This is a genomic window from Alphaproteobacteria bacterium (assembly GCA_033344895.1).
In the GTDB taxonomy this organism is placed as follows: domain Bacteria; phylum Pseudomonadota; class Alphaproteobacteria; order UBA8366; family Aestuariispiraceae; genus Pacificispira.
Genome location: JAWPMN010000001.1, coordinates 3,951,773 through 3,971,655, shown reverse-complemented (window position 1 = coordinate 3,971,655; position 19,883 = coordinate 3,951,773). Strand labels below are relative to the sequence as shown.

Sequence of the window (19,883 nt, the reverse complement as noted above, 5' to 3'; positions counted from 1 at the left end):
CAATGGCTCTCAATTTCGGGTACGGCGGAGGAAGTTCTCCAGCAGATCGTGACCGTGTTCTGACGCGATGCTTTCAGGGTGGAACTGGACGCCGAAGAGCGGCAGGTCCCGGTGCTCCATCCCCATAATGATGCCGTCATCCGTCTGCGCGGTCACATTGAAACAGTCCGGCAGATTGTGCGCGGCCACGACCAGACTGTGATAGCGGGTTGTCTTGAGAGGGCTGGGCAGGCCGTCAAACAGGCCTACCCCCTGATGCGTGATGGCGGAAACCTTGCCGTGCATCGGTGCCGGCCCTCGCTCGACGGTAGCGCCGTATGCATATCCGATCGACTGATGCCCCAGACAAACCCCCAACAGCGGAACCGATGCGGCGGCAGCGGCCTTGATCAGATCGACACAGATGCCGGCCCTCGGCGGATCGCAGGGCCCCGGCGACAGAACGATCCCGCGGGGCTTCCTTGCGAGGCATTCCTCGGCGGTGATCCGGTCATTGCGATGGACCTCGCACTCCGCCCCAAGTTCGCCCAGATAATGAACGAGATTGTAAGTGAAGCTGTCATAGTTATCGATCAGCAGATACATCGGCGGACACCGTCGAAAGGGGGCCGGGCACACCCCGGAAAAATCGCGTGTGCGGCGTTATAGCAAGGGGCGGGTGTCGCGAAAAGCATGGACGCCACCCCGGAGCGATTGGAACGCAGGGCGGAATCCCCTATTGGAACAATGGCCCCGATGGTGATGGGCACACCGCAGGAATAATGGGAAGTTATGATGGCCAAAAGGCCCGCTCGTCGAAAAAGCGATGCCCGCATCAGTCACCGCGCGTCCGCAACGCCGTGGTATCTTCAGGCGCGCTACGCTTTCCCGGTTATTGCCGCGGCTATCCTGATCGTGGGCATCGGATTGGGCACGACGATCGGTCTCTGGATCGCGCCGGAGCGTGAAGCGGCAACAACCGCCTCCGTGCCGTTGCCCCGGGGGCAGATGGACGGTACTTCCGTACCGGAAGGCAGCCCGTTGCCGGTAACCGCGCATGAATCGGAATCCGCCAAGCGCGTCTATGAGGAAAGTCTGCGGGCGCAGCCGGAGGCACAGCGCCCCGACCCCAACAGCGCGCCCCCCGCACCGCCAAACCGGGCGGCGAGCGAGCCGGCTCCCACGTCGCCAATTGAGACCGCCCCACAGCCTTCGAATGCCGGGATTGCGGAGAAACCTGCTTCCCGAGCTCTGACGCAATCGGACCGTTGGCTGGCCTTCGCCGCGCCCAGCGATCCAACAGGGGAGAGGCCGAAGATTGCCATCGTGTTCGACGATCTCGGCATCGATCAGGTTCGCAGCCGTCGAACCATCGCCCTGCCGGCACCTTTGACGCTCGCCCTGCTGCCGTATGGCTACAATCTTCGCGATATGGCCCGAGCGGCCCGCGCAAACGGCCATGAACTCATGGTCCACGTTCCGATGGCACCGGTCGACCTGAGCGTCGATCCCGGTCCGAACGCCTTGCAGAAGGAACTGGGCGCGGCCGAAATCCTGCGACGTCTCGACTGGGATCTCAGTCAGTTCGATGGCTATATCGGGATCAACAACCATATGGGCAGCCGATTCACCGCTGACCGGGAGGGCATGCGCCTGGTGATGGCGGAGCTGAAACGGCGCGGTCTGGTCTTTATGGATTCCGTGACAACCCGGGATACGGCGGGATTTCAGCTGGCGGCCGAAATGGGGGTGCCCTACGCCGTCAGGGACGTCTTCCTGGATCATGATATCGACCCGAAGTCGATCCGCGCACAATTGCGCAAGGTCGAGGCAACTGCCCGGCAGCAGGGCCACGCCATCGCGATCGGTCACCCTCACGATGTAACCCTGGAGGTTGTATCGGACTGGCTGAAGACAGCGGAACGCCGGGGATTTGATCTGGTTCCGCTATCAGCGATCATCCGGCAGCGGCTGATCGAAGGCCAATAGGCCTCCCCCGGAGTGCGTTTCAGTCAGTTTCGCGCGGATGCGAAACGAACGGCCTCCTGTGCCGCCCGGACAAGCGCCTTCGCCTTGTTGACGCATTCCATGTGCTCGGACTGAGGGTCGCTGTCGGCAACGATGCCGGCGCCGGCCTGGACGATCATCTTGCCGTCCTTCACGACCGCCGTGCGCAACGCGATACAGGTGTCCATGGACCCATCGGCCCCGAAATAGCCAATGCAGCCGGCATAGACGCCGCGTCGGTCGGGTTCCAGTTCCTCGATGATTTCCATCGCGCGTACCTTCGGCGCGCCGGAGACCGTTCCGGCCGGGAACCCGGCCATCAAGGCGGTCAACGCATCCTCACCGTCCTTGATGCGTCCCTCGACATTGGAAACGATGTGCATGACGTGACTGTAGCGTTCGACGATAAACTGGTCCGTGACCTTGACCGACCCGATCTGTGCCACACGCCCGACGTCATTTCGTCCGAGGTCCAGAAGCATCAGGTGCTCGGCGCATTCCTTGGGATCCGCCAGCAGATCCTGCTCCAGGGCAATATCCTCGTCCCGGTTGGCACCGCGCGGACGGGTTCCGGCGATCGGTCGAATCGTGACCTTGCCATCGCGCAGCCGAACCAGAATTTCGGGGCTGGATCCGACGATCGAGAATCGCCGGAAAGCCATGTAGAACAGGAAAGGCGACGGGTTCGTTCGGCGCAGGGCGCGATAGAGCGAGAACGGGGGCAGGTCGTAGGGCAGTTCGAAGCGTTGAGACAGGACGACCTGGAAGATGTCCCCGGCGAGAATGTAGTCTTTCGCCTTCGCCACCATGTCCTTGTAGGCCTGCGGTGACATGTTCGATGTCGGCTCCATGCCCTCGTCCTGAGCGGACCGGAAATCCGCGCTGTAGGGCAGGGGGCGGGCAAGTCCGTCGCGCAGGTCCGCCAGCCGCTCCAGGGCCTTCTCATAAGCAGCCACAGCACTGGTTTCGCCATCCGGGCGCACCGGCGTGACGACGGTCACGACATCTTCGATCGTATCGAAGACAGCGACCAGCGTCGGGCGGATGAAGATCCCGTCCGGCACTTCCAGTACATCGTTGTTTTCGTCCGGTACGTTTTCGACCAGGCGAACGCAATCGTAGCCCATATAGCCGACAAGACCGGCCGCCATGGGGGGCAGGTCCTCGGGCATGTCGATTTCGCTGGCCTTGTGCAGGGCTCGCAGCGACGAAAGCGTCGGCAGGGAATGGGATTCGAAGGCCGTCGGATCGATCAACGCACGGCGGTTGACCTCCGCGCGATCACCGAAACAGCGCCAGATCACATCCGGCTTCAGACCGATGAAGGAATACCGACCCCGAATGGCACCGCCTTCGACCGATTCGAACAGAAATGCGTCCGGTCGGCCGTCCGCCAGTTTCATGAAGGCCGAGACCGGCGTCTCGAGATCCGCGACCAGCCGCGTATAGACGACCTGCGGCTCGCCTGCCTCATATCGCCTCTGAAAGGTTTCGAAATCGGGCAGGCAATCCATGATCAGCGGTAAACCTGTTCGTAGACTTCCGGATTGGTTTCGATCGAATAGCGTTCGCGCAGTGCTACGCCGAGCTGTTCGACCAGGTCCTGGGCCATGCCGGTGGTAACAGCATTGGCCAGCGACTGACGGAAGGTTTCATCCGATGTCTCTTCCGCCGGGCTGATACCGGTCAGCCGAGCCACAATGAAGTTCTCGCCATCCGCCGCATAGGTCGCTTCACCGACATTCAGGGCAAAAAGCTCTCGCGCCAGGGATTGCGGCAGGCGATTGCCGCTGGCGCTCATTCCGTCGCGGGCAAGCTCTTCAATGGTTGCGGATTCGACCCCCATGATCTGAGCCAGTACGGCGATTTCGCTGCCTTCGCTCAGACGCTCGGCCAGGGTTTCGGCGCGCGCTTCCGCGGCATCGTACTGGGCCTCTTCCTGCCAGACGGTGCGAACCTCTTCCTCGACCTCCGAATAGGCGGGAATGGCCGACGGCGTAATCGTGTCGACACGCACCATGAACATGGCGTTGGATTCCGTCGTCTCGAGGAAGCTGACCTCGCCCGTATCCAGATCGAAGGCCGTGCGCAGGAACTTCAACCCCGCCGGCAGCCCGTCCAGAACTTCACCGGACGGTCCATGGCCGCTTTCGTCGACGGCCTCCACTGTCTGCACCTCAAGGCCAACGGACTGCGCCGCATCTTCCAGGGACATGCCCTGTCCGAACGCGTCTTCCAACTGGCTGCCGCGTTCGAACACCTCATCATAGGCGCGATCGAGCGCCAGGTCCGCGGCCAGGCTTTCACGCACGTCGTCAAGGTTCGGTTCAATGCCTTCCTCGATATCGGTCACGACCGCGATCGACCAGCCGAAGGCGCCTTCGAACGCTTCAGTTGCGCCCGTCTGTTCGAGCGAGAAGGCGGCCTCGGAGAGCCCTTCATTCGGAACCGATTCCTTGGTGAAGGTGCCAAGTTCAATCACTTCGAGACCAAGCTCTTCCGCCTTTGCGGCAATCTCGTCCGCCGGGACGTCCGCCAGGGATTTGGCCGCCGCACGTGCATCCTCTTCTGCGGAAAACAGAATCTGGGAGAGGCTGCGGCGTTCGGGTTGCCCGTAGCTGTCCCGACGCTGTTCGAAAGCGGCCGCGACTTCCTCTTCGGGGATTTCCATGGCGCTGGCCAGCATTTCGGGCGAAATCAGGACATAGCTCAGGCTGCGCAGTTCAGGACGGCGGAAATCCTCCTTCCGCTCCTCATAGAGCGCCTGCAGATCCGTTTCGTTCGGACTGCCCTGCGCGGCGACGGAATCGATCGGCATGATCATGTATTCCGCGGAGCGCCGCTCGCCGAAATGTTCGAACAGCATGTCGACCAGGGAGGGCGGGGCATCGCTGCCGGAGGTGACCGCGCCAATGAGCTGGCCGCGCCCCAGTTCACGGCGTGCCGTGTCGACATAGGCCGCTTCATTGAGGCCAAGTCGGGCCAGTGCGTTCTCAAAGGCGGCGCGACTGAAGCTGCCGCCGGAGCGAAACTCCGGACGCCCTTCGATGGCCTGCCGCACCATGCCGTCGCTGGCCGTCAGGTTCTTGCTGCTCGCCTCGGCTTCATACAGCGCAGTCGAGGTCAAATTCTGAACCACGGATTCGGCGATGCGGAGCTGCCGCGCGACATCAGGGTCGACGGCATTCAAACGCTGGCTTCGAATGAAGTTCTGATAGGCCAGCTGAAACTCCTGGTAGCCGATCTCCCGATCGCCGACCTTTGCTACGACCGTACCCGTGCTGCCGGACGTGGTGTAATCGGCGACACCCCATCCCAGAAAGCTGAGCACCAGAAGCCCGAGAATGCCCTTGGCAATCCAGGAGCCAGTGGAAGAACGCATACGCTGTAGCATGATCGACCCGACGGTTTCGTGACACGAATGACTTGGACCGGCCCGTGGGCCGGAAAGCGCGCGGATCATAGAAGCGCCGCCCCGGGGCCGCAATCGATAATCCGGCGGGTTTCTGCCTGAGTTCCCGCCGGTTTCCACCAGATTGGCGAATGAGCCCGCGCGTGGTAAATGCCCCGTCGACACTCAATACCAATACTGGACCAATACTGGAGGCCGATCTCATGAGCCGCACGCCCCTTATCGCCGGAAACTGGAAAATGAACGGTACGCTGGAAGGGGGGGGCGCCCTTGCACAGGCCGTCGCCGATGGCGGTGCGAGTGCCGCCTGCGAACTGCTGATCTGTCCGCCGGCTCAACTGCTTTACCCGATCGGGCGCGCGCTTGCCGGAACCAATGTCCAACTCGGCGCGCAGGACTGTCACGCGGAAGAGAAGGGCGCCCATACCGGCGATATCTCCGCGGTCATGCTTCGGGACATTGGTTGCAGTCACGTCATCGTCGGCCATTCGGAACGCCGGGAAGACCATGGGGAAACCGACGGCACCGTGCGGGCCAAGGCCGAGGCCGCGCATGCGGCCGGCCTTGTTGCCGTCATCTGCGTCGGTGAGACGGATTCCATGCGCGACGCCGGCAAGACCAACAGTTTCATTGTCGGGCAGCTTGACGGATCCGTTCCGGAGGGCGCAACCGCCGCCAATACCGTCATCGCATACGAGCCGGTCTGGGCCATCGGCACCGGGCGCACGCCGACTCCGGAGGAGGCGAATGAGGTTCATGCCCTGATCCGAAGCCATCTGTCGGATCGTCTCGGTGCCGCGGAATGCGACAAGTTGCGCATTCTGTACGGCGGGTCGATGAAGCCGGGCAATGCGGCAGACCTCCTGGCACAGCCGGACATCGACGGCGGTCTGATCGGCGGCGCGGCGCTGAAGGCCGACGACTTCCTGGCCATAGCGGCGGCGGTTGCGGGCTGACCTGCGGCCAACCGGGGCCCGTTCGATGCGATTGGGGCTTTAAATCGCGGCTGCAACGGGTTACATACCCGCCGTGCCGCGACGGCCTGACCGGGCCGGCGCCGCGATTCCTTGAACAGAAGGCGATAGCGCCATGGAAAACATTCTTCTGATCATCCACCTGATCATCGCCGTTGCGTTGGTCGCGGTGATTCTGCTGCAGCGGTCGGAGGGCGGCGCCCTCGGCATGGGCGGCGGTTCGGCCGGTGGCGGCATGGGAATGTTCTCTGCGCGCGGCGCCGCCAACGCTCTTACCCGTACGACGGCGATCCTGGCCGTGCTGTTCCTCGGCACCAGCCTGGCCCTCGCGATTCTGGCGGGCGGCACCCGCGAGTCCGAATCGATCTTCGATTCGACGCAGCCCGCCGCCACGGAATCCGAACCGGCGACCGACGGCACACCGGCTGTCCCGACCACGGAGTAACGGCGTAAACCATAGAGAAATCAAGGAAGGCGGCGCAGGTGCCGCCTTCTTCTTTGACCCAGGCCGGTCATTCGGCCGCGATCAGACTTGTCAGAAAACAGCCAAAGGATACAGTGACCTCCCATGTCGGCACGATACATCTTCATTACGGGCGGCGTGGTTTCCTCTCTCGGGAAGGGATTGGCGTCGGCGGCGCTGGGCGCGCTTCTTCAGGCACGAGGCTACAAGGTCCGCCTGCGGAAACTGGATCCCTATCTCAACGTCGATCCCGGGACGATGAGCCCCTATCAGCACGGCGAATGCTTCGTGACCGATGACGGCGCGGAAACCGACCTGGATCTCGGCCATTACGAGCGCTTCACCGGCGTTCCGGCACGTCAGTCGGACAATGTCACGACCGGCCGAATCTATTCCGACGTCATCGCCAAGGAACGCCGTGGCGACTATCTGGGCGGGACCGTACAGGTCATTCCCCATGTAACCGATGCGATTCGCGAGTTCGTATTGTCCGACGTCACGGACGAGGATTTCGTGCTTTGCGAGATCGGCGGTACCGTCGGCGATATCGAAGGCCTGCCGTTCCTGGAGGCCATTCGTCAGTTGGGCAACGAACTGGGGCGCAACCGGGCCTGCTATGTCCATTGTACGCTGCTGCCGTTCATCGGCGCGGCGGGCGAACTGAAGACCAAACCGACCCAGCATTCGGTGAAGGAACTGCTGTCGGTCGGGATCCAGCCGGACATCCTGCTGTGCCGGGCCGAACGCGAGATCCCGCAGAGCGAGAAGCGCAAGATCGCGCTGTTCTGCAACGTCAAGGAAAGCCGCGTCATTCCGGCACTGGACGTCGATACGATCTACGCCGTGCCGCTGACCTATCATCGCGAAGGCCTGGATGTGGAAGTCCTGCGCTATTTCGACATGATCGAGGATGGCAAGGAAGAGGATATCGACCTTTCCCGATGGACCAACATCACCCGATCCGTCCGGGCGCCGGAAGGCGAGGTCACCATCGCGGTGGTCGGTAAGTACACGGTCCTGCTGGACGCCTACAAATCACTGGCCGAAGCCTTGGTGCATGGCGGTATCGCCAACAATGTCCGCGTAAAGCTCAACTGGGTGGAATCGGAGATCTTCGAACGCGACGATCCCGTCCAGTATCTTGAAAACGTCCATGGCATCCTGGTGCCCGGCGGTTTCGGGGAGCGTGGTGCGGAAGGCAAGATTCAGGCATGCCGTTTCGCACGCGAACGCAACATTCCCTATTTCGGGATCTGTTTCGGCATGCAGATGGCCGTCATCGAGGCGGCGCGCAACCTGGCCGGAATCGAGGATGCCTCGTCGACCGAATTCGGTCCGACGAAGGAACCGGTCGTCGGCCTTCTGACCGAATGGAAACGCGGCAACCGGGTCGAAACCCGCAATGCGGACGACGATCTCGGCGGCACGATGCGCCTGGGTGCCTATCCCTGCGTCATCGAGGACGGGTCGAACGTGCATCGGGTCTATGGTGAGCGGCATATCCAGGAGCGCCACCGCCACCGCTACGAGGTCAATGTCGGCTATCGCGAAAAACTGGAGAAGGCCGGGCTGAAATTCACCGGAATGTCCCCGGACGGCGTGCTGCCAGAAATCGTCGAGCGCGAGGACCATCCATGGTTCATCGGCGTCCAGTTCCATCCGGAACTCAAGTCGAAGCCCTTCGCGCCGCATCCGCTTTTCGCCGGCTTCATCGAGGCCGCGGTAAAGAACAGCCGCCTCGTCTGATTCACCGACAGCAGCGTTTGCATAAGGACGACGGAGACTTTGCGTCTTCGTCGCCCTTATGGCATCAAGCGGCATTCGAAAAATTACAGAACGGACGGCATCCATCATGACGGCGCAGCACACGGTCACGCTTGGTTCCTACAAGATCGCCAACGACCAGCCCTTCACCCTGATCGCCGGTCCGTGCCAGATGGAAAGCCGCGATCACGCGTTGGATATGAGCGGTGCGCTGAAAGAGATCTGCGACCGTCTGAACATTAATCTGATCTACAAGACCAGCTACGACAAAGCCAACCGTACCTCCCTGAAAGGCCAGCGCGGCCTGGGGATGGAGAAGGCCCTGGCCGTGTTCGAGGATGTCCGGAAAACGTATGGTCTGCCGGTTCTGACCGATGTTCATGAGCCCGGTCACTGCGCCGAAGTGGCGACGGCCGTCGACGTCCTTCAGATCCCGGCTTTCCTGTGCCGCCAGACCGACCTTCTGGTCGCGGCGGCCAAGACCGGCAAGGTCGTCAACGTCAAGAAGGGGCAGTTCCTGGCGCCCTGGGACATGAAGAACGTCGTCGCAAAGATCGTCGAAAGCGGCAATTCGAACGTCATGGTCACAGAACGCGGTGCAAGTTTCGGCTACAACACGCTGGTGACCGATTTCCGGGGCCTGCCGACCATGGCGGAGCAGACCGGCATGCCGGTGGTTTTCGATGCCACCCATTCGGTGCAGCAGCCGGGCGGGCAGGGCACATCCTCGGGCGGTCAGCGCGAGTTCGTTCCGGTCCTGTCCCGCGCCGCCGTGGCGGTCGGCGTCGCCGCGCTGTTCATGGAAACCCACCAGGATCCGGATAACGCCCCGTCCGATGGCCCGAACATGGTGCCGATCGATCAGATGGAGGCCCTTCTGGCCAAGCTTCAGGCTTACGACGCAGTCACAAAATCCCAGGGCTGATCAGCGTCAGCTCTGCGCCTGCAGAGTAAACGTTGCACTGCAGGACGTGGTTCCGGGGGGATACATGTCACCGGAAATCCGATTGCCATCTATGATGCCGCGCATCACGTAATCCACCGTGGTCCCATAGGGAATGAAGCGCGCGCGAATTTTTCCACCATCCACGACGCCATTCACTTTGGTAACTTTACCGTTGGGGTTGTGAAGTCGTCCGGTGAACTTCGACTCGTGAACCTTCACTTCGAACCTGAGGAGGTCGGTCGTCTTGCAAAACACCTCCCCATAGGCGTTGATTCCGTCGCCGGAGACAGTCCCGCGCCAGACCTTTGGCCCAACGCCCGCCGCAGTCGAACCGTCCGAAGACGCGACATTCTGTAATGAGCTCCCGTCGGCGGTTCCTTCCCAAAGCGCTTCCTCGTGGCGGAAATTGGCAACCTGAAGCAGGCGGTTGAGACGGTACACGGCTTCCTGCGCCAGAACGCTGTCAGGGTAGGTTTGTAGAAATCCGCCATAGCTCGAGGCCGAATGCTGTGAGGAGACTTCAATCCAGGCTTGGCGTTCTGCGTCGGAAAGCGTCCGATTGAATGCTTGGATAGCTTCCGCCCGCCCCTCATCGGTTTCCATGCCGAATGCGGCCCAGTCCAGTCTCTCAGGAACGATTACGGCCGAATAGCCGCGTCCGGACAGGCATTGGGTGAATTCCGATTGGACCTGGTCATCATGAATGTTGGACGCAACGATCGCGCCGGCGATCCCGCCCAGCAGAAACCCGCCAGCCGCATATCCCGCACCCTCGGTTTCCGCCTCATTCCGCGCGGAGTAGCAAACATTCAGGTCGGCAATCTGTTCGTCCGTCGATTTCGACGCATTGAAGTGGATTCGTGGCCGGTCATCGTCCTCCAAAGGCGAATTCGCGTTATTCCCGTTACCGGTTTGGCAGCCGGACAGAACAATCACCGCCGTCACAGCCGCCGCGCACAGCCCCCAGAATTTTATCATGAAGCCCCCAATTTCAGCGGTTTTCATCAAAGCAACTTCGTGCCGACTAGGCGCCGCCCTTGCGATAGCGCGGATCGTCCGTCGAGACAGTGAATTTCGCCGTGCAGCTGTTCCAGGCCGTCGCGGCCAGGGTTCCCGAAATGGCGTTGCCTTCCATTCTGGCGGACAGCATGAACTTGGACATGAAGCTATTGGTGTCCGCGAGTTGCCCCGTCACGACGTTGCCCCGAAGTTTGCCGTGCAGTTTCGCAACCTTTCCGTCGGCCGCGCGAACGAGCTGCCCGGAAACCGTCTGGCCATCGATTTCGAGGGTCAGCTTGCTTGGCCTCCGAACATCGCAAAACTCGCCGTAATTCTTGACGATATCCTGAGGCACAGCGCTGCCGGTCCATACGGACGGGCCGTTGGCAAATTCTGAACCGGGAACATCGCTTGTCGGTTCGACTTGCGAATCCTCACTTGTGCCCGGCTGCTGTGCCTGTTGCGGCAGGCTTCCCCTGCCGCCGGGTATCAGTAAGACCTCTCCAAAGCAGGTTAGCGCGCTTTGGCTGTCCCAAAAGACGAATTGCCCGTCGGCAAAGGTGCCCGCGTAGTTCAACGGGACCGGTCCTGAAAACTCAAAACGCTCCGTCTGAAGGTCGAGATTGACGACAGCCCCGTTCAGCTTTGCACTCGATGCATGAAAATTGCCGTCGATGATTTGACGATCTGCGGTGCCAAGCTCGGCGTCCATCCGAATACTAATCGGCGTTTCCAAAGGACATGCAGCCGGAAGATCACTGTCCTGCGGTCGCGAGAGGGTCAACTCCAGCGGCCCTGAATAGGCAATATTGAACTGCTCGTTTTGTGCTGCTGCACTGCTCAACATCAGAATGTGAAGCGATACCATCAATGATGCGCATGCGGACCGGACCGCCAGAACTGTAAAATGCATCATCTGATCCTTCCCAAAACCTAAGGCGACCAACCCTTCATTGATTGTCGACGGAAACAGTCTACCTGCCCAGCCTGGGCCACTATCTGAACGTCTCCCACAACCATACCGCGCCAATTCTGGAACTCCATTAGCTGCTGACTGCGTCTGGCGTGACGGTGAAGCTGGCGCTGCACCCGTTTGTTGCAGACCTGCTGATGCTACCCTTTATGGCATTACCGTCCCGGCGTCCGATCACTTGAAACGGTGTGGGAAAGGCGCTGTTGTCTGTTAGGCGGCCCTTTAGGGCATTGTCCGACAAAACACCTGAAAACTTGGCGATCTTCCCATCGGCGGCGCGGATCAGTTCACCGGTAACTTTCTCGCCTTCAATTCGAAGGACAAGCCTGCTGGACTTTTTGACATCGCAGAAATCGTTGAAGAACGCGCCGCTCGGTTTCGAGATTGTGCGACCACGCCAGGTATTCGGCGCATCGGCCGGGGCTGCTGCGACCTGCGCAGTGCTCGGCGTCCCATCCTGCGTCAGCGGCGCCACGGCCGGCTCTGATCCCGTGGCGGTTCCGGCCCAGACAGCCTCTTCGTATTGCGCCTGCGCGAACTTGACGAGCCGGTTGTGGCGGAAGATGGCCTCCTGTGTCAGCAAGCCGTTGGGGTGGGCATCGACGAAGGAGCGGTAACCGGCAATCGTGCTCTGCGATACGGCGGTCTGCCAAGCGTCCCGTTCGGTGTCCGAAAGCGCCTGGCTAAAGGCTTGAACCGATTCTGCGCGACCCTCCTCGGTCTCCAGACCGAAGGCGATCCAATCCAGGTTCTCCGGCACAAGGACGGCCTCGTAGCCGCGGTTCGCGAGGCAGGAGGTCAGGGCGGTTTCGATCGAATCCTCGCGGGCGCTGGACACGGCGATGGCACCGACAATGCCGCCCAGCAGAAAGCCCGCGGCTGCATAGCCCGCATTCGCGCTCTCCGCGTCATCGCGCTGGTCGTAGCAGGCGTTCAGGTCGACGATCTGGGTCCCGGCCGGTTTCGCCGCATTGAAGAAAAAGCGCGGGCGTTCATCGTCCGTTGTGGGGCTGCTGCCGCCGTTGTTGGTTTGACAGCCGGATAGAAAAACGGTCGCCACTATTGCCGTGGCGCCGAGTGCCCGAAGCTTCCTCATGAAATTGCCCACCCCAACCGAATTCAAGCCACAAGTTCAGCAAACAGGCCATGCCACACGATCAGGGACGGGGCAGCCTTCACCTTCGTTCGGAGGTATCGAAAACATACAGGAAATGCAATTCAAAATCGTTCTGGAATGGTAGCGCGCAAGCTGGGGGCCGCCATTGTCTCGTCACCCGTTGCGCGCTATAGACCGCGCGACACTGAATCGTCAGTCGCCAGAGAAGGAGCGCACGAGCCCATGACCGCCATCATCGACATTCACGGACGTGAAATTCTGGATAGCCGCGGGAACCCGACCGTCGAGGTCGAGGTCACGCTCGAAGACGGTTCTTTCGGCCGCGCCGCCGTTCCCTCCGGTGCCTCGACCGGCGCCTACGAGGCCCATGAACTGCGCGACGGCGGCAACCGTTATGGTGGGAAGGGCGTGCTGCAGGCCGTTGAAGCGGTCAACACCGAGCTTTTCGACCTGCTGGTCGGGAACGAAGCAGAAGAACAGGTTCTGATCGACCGCGCGATGATCGACCTGGACGGCACCGACACGAAGAGCCGCCTGGGTGCCAACGCGCTTCTCGGCGCATCCCTTGCGGTCGCCAAGGCTGCTGCAGCGGCCGCTGCCCTGCCGCTCTACCGCTATGTCGGCGGTGCCTTCGCCAGCCGCCTGCCGGTGCCGCTCATGAATATCGTCAATGGCGGCGCCCATGCGGATAACCCGATCGACATTCAGGAATTCATGATCATGCCGGTCGGTCAGGACCGGTTCAGCGACGCCCTGCGATGCGGCGCGGAAGTGTTTCAGAGCCTGAAAGGCCAACTGAAGCAGGCCGGCCACAACACCAATGTCGGTGATGAAGGTGGGTTCGCGCCCAACCTGTCTTCCGCCAATGAGGCTCTGGACTTCATCATGAAGGCGATCGAGGCCGCCGGGTACAAACCGGGCAGCGATGTCGTCCTGGCACTCGATTGCGCCTCCACGGAGTATTTCAAAGACGGCGCTTATCATCTGGCGGGCGAGGGCAAGACCCTGACGCCGGATCAGCATGTCGATTACCTGAAGCAGTTGGTAAGCGCTTATCCGATTGCGTCGATTGAAGACGGGATGGCCGAGGACGATTGGGACGGTTGGTCGGCGCTGACCGATGCAATTGGCGATGGCTGCCAGTTGGTCGGCGACGATCTCTTCGTTACCAACCCGGCTCGCCTGCGCGACGGTATTGATCGGGGGGTCGCCAATTCGATCCTGGTGAAGGTCAATCAGATCGGGACGCTGACCGAGACGCTGGAAGCGGTGGAGACTGCCCACAAGGCGAGCTACACGGCCGTCATGTCCCACCGGTCGGGTGAAACCGAGGATGCGACCATTGCCGATCTGGCTGTTGCGACCAATTGCGGCCAGATCAAGACGGGCTCACTCAGCCGTTCGGACCGCCTGGCAAAATACAATCAGTTGCTTCGTATCGAGGAGGAACTGGATTTAGCGGCCCTGTATGACGGGTCGGCATTCATTCGCGCCTGAGCAGACGCACGCACGGACTTTCGTTACGGAAAAGGGCAGCCTCGATGCTGCCCTTTTCTAGTTTCCGATCGGGTTCCCGACGCTCTTCGGCAGACGAACCGACACCTTGGTCCCGACACCCGGCGCACTGGAGATATCCAGGCGACCGCCATGAGCTACCGTCAATGCATTGGCGATCGACAGCCCCAGCCCCCAGCCTTCCTGGGCTTCATAGGGGTTTTCGCGACCCCGTTCGAAAGGTTCCTTGATCACCGCCAATCGTTCCGGCGCAATGCCCACGCCGGTATCCGAGATGTCGATCTCGACCTGATCCCCGGCATCGGACACCTGGATATCGATATGGCCGTTTTCCGGTGTAAATTTGACGGCGTTCGAAAGCAGGTTCAGCAGAATCTGTTTCAAAGCACGGGGATCGGCATGGAGATATGTCAGGTCGTCGTCTAACGCGATCTCAATCTGAAGCGACTTCTCGTGGGCCTTGGGCAGGATCGACTGTAGGCAGTCCTGAATGAATGGCGCGATCTCGAACTCGGACTTCTCGACATTTGCCTTCCCGGATTCGATCCTTGCCATGTCCAGCAGGTCATTCACGAGTTCCAGCAGGTACCGGGCGCTTGAGTGAATGTCCTTCGCATACTCCTTGTACTTTCCAGCACCCGGTGGACCGAAATACTGATTGGCCAGAACGTCCGAAAATCCAATGATCGCGTTCAGCGGCGTCCGAAGTTCGTGGCTCATTGTCGCCAGAAAATGGGACTTGGTCTTGTTCGCGCGCTCCGCTTCGACCAGGGCCCGGTCGCGCACTTCCTGTGCTCGGATTTCGTCCGTGATATCCGTACCCGATCCCCGGTACCCGACAAACCGGCCGTCACCGTCATAGACCGGCTTGCCACTGGTGCTCATCATATGCTTCGTGCCGTCACCCCACAGGACCAGATAGCGAAAGTCTCTGAAGGATTCCTGGTTATTCAGGGCTTCGGCGTGCCGCCGCCACTTTTCCGTGTCGGTATCTTCGGCGGCGATGTCCTCACGGCGAAGACCCAGCACTTCCTCAATGTTCATGTTCAGAATATTGGTGCTGCGTTTGGAGAAGAAGGTGAAACGGTGATCGGCATCGGATTCCCAGAACCAGTCCGATGAAACCTCCGCATAGTCGCGGACGCGTTCCTCCGACTCGGTTCGCGCACGCAGCTCTCGGTTCAGCGCATCGGTACGCTGATCCACCGTCTTCGCCAGGTCGGCATTTGCCTGCATCAGGATCCTGTGGCGCATGCGAAAGACGACGATGGTTGTCCCGACCAAACCGGCGAGCAGCGCGGCCATGGCAACCAGCAGGATTTCGCGCCGGGAGCCGAGAGAGGCGTTGACTTCGACATCGGGCGACGAAAGGGCGACGACAATTCGACGTTCGCCGAAGAGCGCCGTGTCCCAGGCCACGAGTTTGCGGGATTCCGCCCCTCCGCGCTGCACCGTGAAGCGATATTCGCTCTTGCCCGAATCCTCGGTGACCATCCGGCGGTCAAGCTCCAGCAGGTTGGGATACTTGTCATGCATGCCATCGAAGACGCTTTGGCCGATGATTTCGACCTCGTGGTCATAGACAACGCGTCCGTTCCCATCCAGCGCATAGCCCGCGCCATATGTGCCGAAACGCATCGGCGCCACGTAAAGGTCCAGAAGAACACGCAGGTCGATCGCCACGGCCAGCCAAACCGGCGGGGCGGACGGGTCGCCCATACGGTTCGCATGGACGATGAGGCCCGCAATCTGGTGGTTGGGTGTCAGATAGAATTCAGGAAAGCGAACGGGCAGGCTGCGGTCAAAAGGCGTGGCCATACAAAACATGTCGAGGGCCTCGACGAGGCCGGGGGAGGGCATGCCATCGTCCGTCCAGCGGGCCAATGGCTTCTCGTCATCACCGACGAACAGCTCGACCGCCAGGATTTCGGGCCGCTTCAGGATGCGCTCCATGATCGGGTCGAGCCCGGTGCCCGCAACGCTGGCAATGTTCCACCGCATTTCCGATGTGACATCCAGCAGGAAACCGACAATCTGCCCAAGATGGTTCTCAAGCCCGCGCTTGGCGAGCGAGACCTGGGTAAGTTGCTGTTCGTTGAAAAGTTCCTCGTGATAGCGCCTGGTCGTCTGATCGGCCCAATACGCCACGGTCCCGAAACTGACGATCAGAATCAACCAGACAACCGCGACGTAAAGAATTAGCCGACGACTACGCATCCTGGATCTACCGGACGCGCGGCGGGCTGCCAGGGGCAACCCGTTCCAGCACGTATTCGATTTTCAACCCTGCTCCCCTCCCGCTTGCCGGCCGACAAACCGCGCAACAGTAAATCAGGCATCCGGTAAACAACAGATTAACTACACAGTTACCGACAACCCAAAATAGCCGATACTTATCGTATCGGTTGCCCCACAGGAATCCTACCAGAACTCGCCCCACCCACTACAGATGGGGATTCACTCTGGGGCAATAGGCAATATCTGCCGCTTCAGGGTGGGAAGATTTTGCCGTTAACCTATTGAAAATATTGCCCATTGACGCGGACTCAGCTTCGTGATTCAAGAAGGGGCTATGTCTGTGCTCACTGAACTTAGAAGGCGGTCACGCGCTATCGGACTTCCGGCTCTCGGGGCCTGCGTCCTTGCGTATTTCGCCTACCACACGGTTCAGGGCGACCGGGGACTGCTGGCGCTCATGCGTCTGTCCAATGAAGCAGAGAAGGCGCAGCTGGTCCTCAACCGCTTGCGCGGAGAGAGACTCTCGCTGGAGCATCGTGTTTCGCTGCTGGACAAGCGCAGCCTGGATCTCGACATGCTTGAGGAACGCCTGCGGCTCGATCTACAGAAGCTGCGCGACAACGAGATCGTTATTTTCCTGCCGTCGCAATCCTGATTTCCGTGCCAAACGCAGGCATGCGCAACCCGCCATCTGTTGGTGGGGAATTTCGCGCGTGCGATGCTGCACTGCGCAAAACAAATCGCTTTCAAGCAATTCAACTATAATCCAGTTAAGTGTCATTTTATTGAGACAAATCAATAATTTGCCGTGCCTATTGATTAAGGAAACAAAACCGGCTACCGCTTTTAATAACAGCGCAGGGGCTGGAATGCGGAACCTTCCGAACCACTTCCCTGTCATCAATTCAGAACCGATATGCTGGCGGATATGCCGCTCTATCGGATGCGTGGGGTTAACCGACCGACCCGCGGCTTTCATACCGATTGTCGGCGATGGAACGCATAACGGGCGGCAACAGGGGAACGACCAATGGCGAAAAAGGCGACCGCCAAACGCGCGGCCAAGAAAACCGCGTCCAAGTCCGCACCGGCGAAGAAGGCGTCGGCCAGCAAGGACGACCTGCTTAAATACTACAAGGACATGCTGCTGATCCGGCGCTTCGAAGAGAAGGCGGGGCAGTTGTATGGCATGGGTCTGATTGGCGGCTTCTGCCATCTTTACATCGGCCAGGAAGCGGTCGTGACGGGCATGCAGGCCGCCAGCAAGGAAGGGGATGCGGTCATCACCTCCTACCGGGACCATGGACACATGCTTGCAACCGGCATGGATCCGAAGGGTGTGATGGCGGAGCTGACCGGTCGCGAAGGCGGCTATTCCAAGGGCAAGGGCGGCTCCATGCACATGTTCTCAAAGGAGAAGCAATTCTATGGCGGCCACGGCATCGTCGGTGCGCAGGTTCCCCTGGGGACCGGTATCGCCTTTGCCATGAAGTATAACGAAACCGACAATGTCTGCATGACCTATACCGGCGACGGTGCGGTGAACCAGGGGCAGGTCTACGAGGCGTTCAACATGGCGGCGCTCTGGAAGCTGCCGGTCATCTACGTCATCGAAAACAACAAGTACGGGATGGGGACGTCGGTCGAGCGCATCTCGGCGTCGGGCGCGAACCTGCATGATCGCGGCAAGGCATACGGCATTCCGGGCGACGAAGTGGACGGAATGGATGTCCTGGCCGTCCGCGAAGCTGGCGAGAAGGCGATGGCACACTGCCGCGCCGGCAAGGGTCCGTACATTCTGGAGATGAAGACCTACCGTTATCGCGGTCATTCCATGTCCGATCCGGCGAAGTACCGGTCGAAAGAGGAAGTCAACAAGATCCGCTCCACATCCGATCCGATCGACCGGGTGAAGGCCATGCTGATCGACGGCGGCCACGCCAGCGAAGACGACCTCAAGGAAATCGACAAGAAGGTGAAGGCCGTCGTGTCCGAAGCCGCGGACTTCTCGCAATCCAGCCCTGAGCCGGACCCGTCCGAGCTCTGGACCGACATTCTCATCGAAGCCTGATTGCGTCGCAGAAGAAAGGATCACCAGACATGGCCATTCAAATTCTGATGCCGGCGCTGTCGCCCACGATGACCGAGGGCACCCTGGCCAAATGGACTGTTAAAGAGGGGGACAGCGTGTCTTCCGGGGACGTTATCGCCGAAATCGAGACCGACAAGGCGACCATGGAATTCGAAGCCGTCGACGAAGGCGTCATCGGAAAGATTCTGGTCGAAGAGGGTTCGGAAGGAGTTGCGGTCAATACACCGATCGCGGTCCTGCTCGAGGAAGGTGAGGATGCAAGCGCCGCAGAGCAGGCATCGTCTCCCGCGCCGGCCACCCGATCCGAGGAACCCAGGGAAGAGAAGAAGGCGGAAAGCCAGTCCGCATCCGTCCCTGCCACACCAAAATCGGCTGATGCACCCGCGCCGGAGCCGGAATGGACGGGCGCAACGAAATCGCAGACCGTGCGCGAAGCGCTGCGCGACGCCATGGCCGAGGAAATGCGCCGCGACGGAAACGTCTTCCTGATGGGTGAGGAAGTTGCCCAGTATCAGGGTGCCTACAAGGTGTCGCAGGGTCTGCTGGACGAATTCGGGGACAAGCGGGTCATCGACACGCCGATCACCGAACACGGTTTTGCCGGACTTGGCGTTGGTGCCGCCTTTATGGGGCTGAAGCCGATCGTTGAGTTCATGACCTTCAACTTCGCCATGCAGGCAATTGACCAGATCATCAACTCGGCCGCCAAGACGCTTTACATGTCCGGCGGCCAGATGGGCGCGCCCATCGTCTTCCGGGGCCCGAACGGCGCGGCCGCGCGTGTCGCCGCCCAGCATTCGCAATGCTATGCCAGTTGGTATGCGCACTGCCCGGGCCTGAAAGTCGTGTCGCCGTACAGCGCCGCCGATGCCAAGGGGCTGTTGAAATCGGCGATCCGAGACCCGAACCCGGTGATCTTTCTGGAAAACGAGATCATGTACGGCAAGACGTTCGATGTGCCCGACACCGACGATTGGACCGTGCCGATCGGCAAGGCGAAAATTGTCCGTCCGGGCAGCGACGTCACGATCTGCGCCTTTTCGATCATGGTCGGCAAGGCCCTGGAAGCGGCTGATTCCCTGGCCGAGGCCGGGATTGATGCGGAGGTCATCGATCTGCGCACCATTCGTCCGCTCGATACGGCAACCATCATCGAGTCGGTGAAGAAGACGAACCGGCTTGTGTCGGTCGAGGAGGGATGGCCCTTCGCCGGGATCGGCTCCGAACTTGGCATGATGCTGATGGAGCAGGCGTTCGACTATCTGGATGCCCCGGTTGCCCGGGTCGCCGGCGCGGATGTTCCGATGCCGTACGCCGCCAATCTCGAGGCGCTGGCGCTGCCGCAAGTCGATCAAATTGTCGAGGCGGCCCGCGCCGTCTCGTATCGCTGAGCCGGGAAGGGAG

At 60.7% G+C, this 19,883-nt stretch carries 16 protein-coding genes; 9 read left to right on the top strand and 7 right to left on the bottom strand.

Going from position 1 to position 19,883, the window contains the following annotated elements:
* Positions 1 to 9: 9 nt before the first annotated feature.
* The gene (locus R8L07_18900; GenBank protein MDW3207609.1) at positions 10 to 585 is read right to left on the bottom strand and encodes an aminodeoxychorismate/anthranilate synthase component II; all 576 of its coding nucleotides are present in this window, start codon (positions 583 to 585) and stop codon (positions 10 to 12) included.
* A 189-nt stretch (positions 586 to 774) separates the two neighbouring features.
* Between R8L07_18900 and R8L07_18895 the strand changes: the two genes are divergently transcribed.
* Positions 775 to 1,968, top strand: a complete 1,194-nt coding sequence (locus R8L07_18895) for a divergent polysaccharide deacetylase family protein (protein ID MDW3207608.1) — start codon at positions 775 to 777, stop codon at positions 1,966 to 1,968.
* Between the two features lie 23 nt (positions 1,969 to 1,991).
* Here the strand turns inward: R8L07_18895 and trpE are convergent, their stop codons facing one another.
* Both trpE and R8L07_18885 read right to left on the bottom strand, forming a co-directional pair.
* Positions 1,992 to 3,500: an anthranilate synthase component I gene (trpE, locus tag R8L07_18890; protein MDW3207607.1), complete on the bottom strand. Its 1,509-nt coding sequence runs from the start codon at positions 3,498 to 3,500 to the stop codon at positions 1,992 to 1,994.
* A gap of 2 nt (positions 3,501 to 3,502) precedes the next feature.
* Entirely contained in the window at positions 3,503 to 5,368 is a 1,866-nt protein-coding gene (locus R8L07_18885) for a SurA N-terminal domain-containing protein (GenBank protein MDW3207606.1), read from the bottom strand.
* A gap of 233 nt (positions 5,369 to 5,601) precedes the next feature.
* On the opposite strand from R8L07_18885, the gene tpiA reads away from it, so the two are divergent.
* The 4 genes from tpiA (at position 5,602) to kdsA (ending at position 9,524) form a co-directional block, all read left to right on the top strand.
* Complete coding sequence (tpiA, locus tag R8L07_18880; protein MDW3207605.1) at positions 5,602 to 6,354, top strand: triose-phosphate isomerase; 753 nt, start codon at positions 5,602 to 5,604, stop codon at positions 6,352 to 6,354.
* Positions 6,355 to 6,487: 133 nt separating this feature from the next.
* A complete protein-coding gene (secG, locus tag R8L07_18875) occupies positions 6,488 to 6,817 on the top strand; it encodes a preprotein translocase subunit SecG (protein MDW3207604.1) in 330 nt (109 codons plus the stop codon).
* Between the two features lie 123 nt (positions 6,818 to 6,940).
* Positions 6,941 to 8,581 carry a CTP synthase gene (locus tag R8L07_18870; GenBank protein MDW3207603.1) on the top strand — a complete coding sequence of 547 codons (1,641 nt, stop codon included), beginning with the start codon at positions 6,941 to 6,943 and terminating at the stop codon, positions 8,579 to 8,581.
* 106 nt (positions 8,582 to 8,687) lie between these two features.
* A complete protein-coding gene (kdsA, locus tag R8L07_18865) occupies positions 8,688 to 9,524 on the top strand; it encodes a 3-deoxy-8-phosphooctulonate synthase (protein ID MDW3207602.1) in 837 nt (278 codons plus the stop codon).
* Between the two features lie 6 nt (positions 9,525 to 9,530).
* Here the strand turns inward: kdsA and R8L07_18860 are convergent, their stop codons facing one another.
* The 3 genes from R8L07_18860 to R8L07_18850 all read right to left on the bottom strand — a co-directional run bounded on the left by R8L07_18860 (position 9,531) and on the right by R8L07_18850 (position 12,613).
* Positions 9,531 to 10,523, bottom strand: coding sequence for a hypothetical protein (locus tag R8L07_18860; protein MDW3207601.1), 993 nt, complete (start codon positions 10,521 to 10,523; stop codon positions 9,531 to 9,533).
* Between the two features lie 46 nt (positions 10,524 to 10,569).
* Positions 10,570 to 11,460, bottom strand: coding sequence for a hypothetical protein (locus tag R8L07_18855; protein MDW3207600.1), 891 nt, complete (start codon positions 11,458 to 11,460; stop codon positions 10,570 to 10,572).
* A 127-nt stretch (positions 11,461 to 11,587) separates the two neighbouring features.
* A complete protein-coding gene (locus tag R8L07_18850) occupies positions 11,588 to 12,613 on the bottom strand; it encodes a hypothetical protein (protein ID MDW3207599.1) in 1,026 nt (341 codons plus the stop codon).
* Between the two features lie 243 nt (positions 12,614 to 12,856).
* Here R8L07_18850 and eno point away from each other — a divergent pair, with 243 nt between their 5' ends.
* The gene (gene eno / locus R8L07_18845; GenBank protein MDW3207598.1) at positions 12,857 to 14,131 is read left to right on the top strand and encodes a phosphopyruvate hydratase; all 1,275 of its coding nucleotides are present in this window, start codon (positions 12,857 to 12,859) and stop codon (positions 14,129 to 14,131) included.
* A gap of 57 nt (positions 14,132 to 14,188) precedes the next feature.
* Here eno and R8L07_18840 read toward each other — a convergent pair whose 3' ends face one another.
* Positions 14,189 to 16,366: an ATP-binding protein gene (locus R8L07_18840; GenBank protein ID MDW3207597.1), complete on the bottom strand. Its 2,178-nt coding sequence runs from the start codon at positions 16,364 to 16,366 to the stop codon at positions 14,189 to 14,191.
* Positions 16,367 to 16,721: 355 nt separating this feature from the next.
* Here R8L07_18840 and R8L07_18835 point away from each other — a divergent pair, with 355 nt between their 5' ends.
* The 3 genes from R8L07_18835 to R8L07_18825 all read left to right on the top strand — a co-directional run bounded on the left by R8L07_18835 (position 16,722) and on the right by R8L07_18825 (position 19,870).
* Positions 16,722 to 17,042 (top strand): septum formation initiator family protein, encoded by a 321-nt coding sequence (locus R8L07_18835; GenBank protein ID MDW3207596.1) that lies wholly within the window; start codon positions 16,722 to 16,724, stop codon positions 17,040 to 17,042.
* 375 nt (positions 17,043 to 17,417) lie between these two features.
* Positions 17,418 to 18,458, top strand: a complete 1,041-nt coding sequence (pdhA, locus tag R8L07_18830) for a pyruvate dehydrogenase (acetyl-transferring) E1 component subunit alpha (GenBank protein ID MDW3207595.1) — start codon at positions 17,418 to 17,420, stop codon at positions 18,456 to 18,458.
* 29 nt (positions 18,459 to 18,487) lie between these two features.
* Positions 18,488 to 19,870 carry a pyruvate dehydrogenase complex E1 component subunit beta gene (locus tag R8L07_18825; GenBank protein ID MDW3207594.1) on the top strand — a complete coding sequence of 461 codons (1,383 nt, stop codon included), beginning with the start codon at positions 18,488 to 18,490 and terminating at the stop codon, positions 19,868 to 19,870.
* The last annotated feature ends 13 nt before the right edge of the window (positions 19,871 to 19,883 follow it).

What these genes read in the sequence shown, in the direction of transcription:
- R8L07_18900 (MDW3207609.1), bottom strand. Translation starts at nt 585, where the DNA reads ATGTATCTGCTGATCGATAACTATGACAGCTTCACTTACAATCTCGTT.
- R8L07_18895 (MDW3207608.1), top strand. Translation starts at nt 775, where the DNA reads ATGGCCAAAAGGCCCGCTCGTCGAAAAAGCGATGCCCGCATCAGTCAC.
- trpE (MDW3207607.1), bottom strand. Translation starts at nt 3,500, where the DNA reads ATGGATTGCCTGCCCGATTTCGAAACCTTTCAGAGGCGATATGAGGCA.
- R8L07_18885 (MDW3207606.1), bottom strand. Translation starts at nt 5,368, where the DNA reads ATGCGTTCTTCCACTGGCTCCTGGATTGCCAAGGGCATTCTCGGGCTT.
- tpiA (MDW3207605.1), top strand. Translation starts at nt 5,602, where the DNA reads ATGAGCCGCACGCCCCTTATCGCCGGAAACTGGAAAATGAACGGTACG.
- secG (MDW3207604.1), top strand. Translation starts at nt 6,488, where the DNA reads ATGGAAAACATTCTTCTGATCATCCACCTGATCATCGCCGTTGCGTTG.
- R8L07_18870 (MDW3207603.1), top strand. Translation starts at nt 6,941, where the DNA reads ATGTCGGCACGATACATCTTCATTACGGGCGGCGTGGTTTCCTCTCTC.
- kdsA (MDW3207602.1), top strand. Translation starts at nt 8,688, where the DNA reads ATGACGGCGCAGCACACGGTCACGCTTGGTTCCTACAAGATCGCCAAC.
- R8L07_18860 (MDW3207601.1), bottom strand. Translation starts at nt 10,523, where the DNA reads ATGATAAAATTCTGGGGGCTGTGCGCGGCGGCTGTGACGGCGGTGATT.
- R8L07_18855 (MDW3207600.1), bottom strand. Translation starts at nt 11,460, where the DNA reads ATGATGCATTTTACAGTTCTGGCGGTCCGGTCCGCATGCGCATCATTG.
- R8L07_18850 (MDW3207599.1), bottom strand. Translation starts at nt 12,613, where the DNA reads ATGAGGAAGCTTCGGGCACTCGGCGCCACGGCAATAGTGGCGACCGTT.
- eno (MDW3207598.1), top strand. Translation starts at nt 12,857, where the DNA reads ATGACCGCCATCATCGACATTCACGGACGTGAAATTCTGGATAGCCGC.
- R8L07_18840 (MDW3207597.1), bottom strand. Translation starts at nt 16,366, where the DNA reads ATGCGTAGTCGTCGGCTAATTCTTTACGTCGCGGTTGTCTGGTTGATT.
- R8L07_18835 (MDW3207596.1), top strand. Translation starts at nt 16,722, where the DNA reads ATGTCTGTGCTCACTGAACTTAGAAGGCGGTCACGCGCTATCGGACTT.
- pdhA (MDW3207595.1), top strand. Translation starts at nt 17,418, where the DNA reads ATGGCGAAAAAGGCGACCGCCAAACGCGCGGCCAAGAAAACCGCGTCC.
- R8L07_18825 (MDW3207594.1), top strand. Translation starts at nt 18,488, where the DNA reads ATGGCCATTCAAATTCTGATGCCGGCGCTGTCGCCCACGATGACCGAG.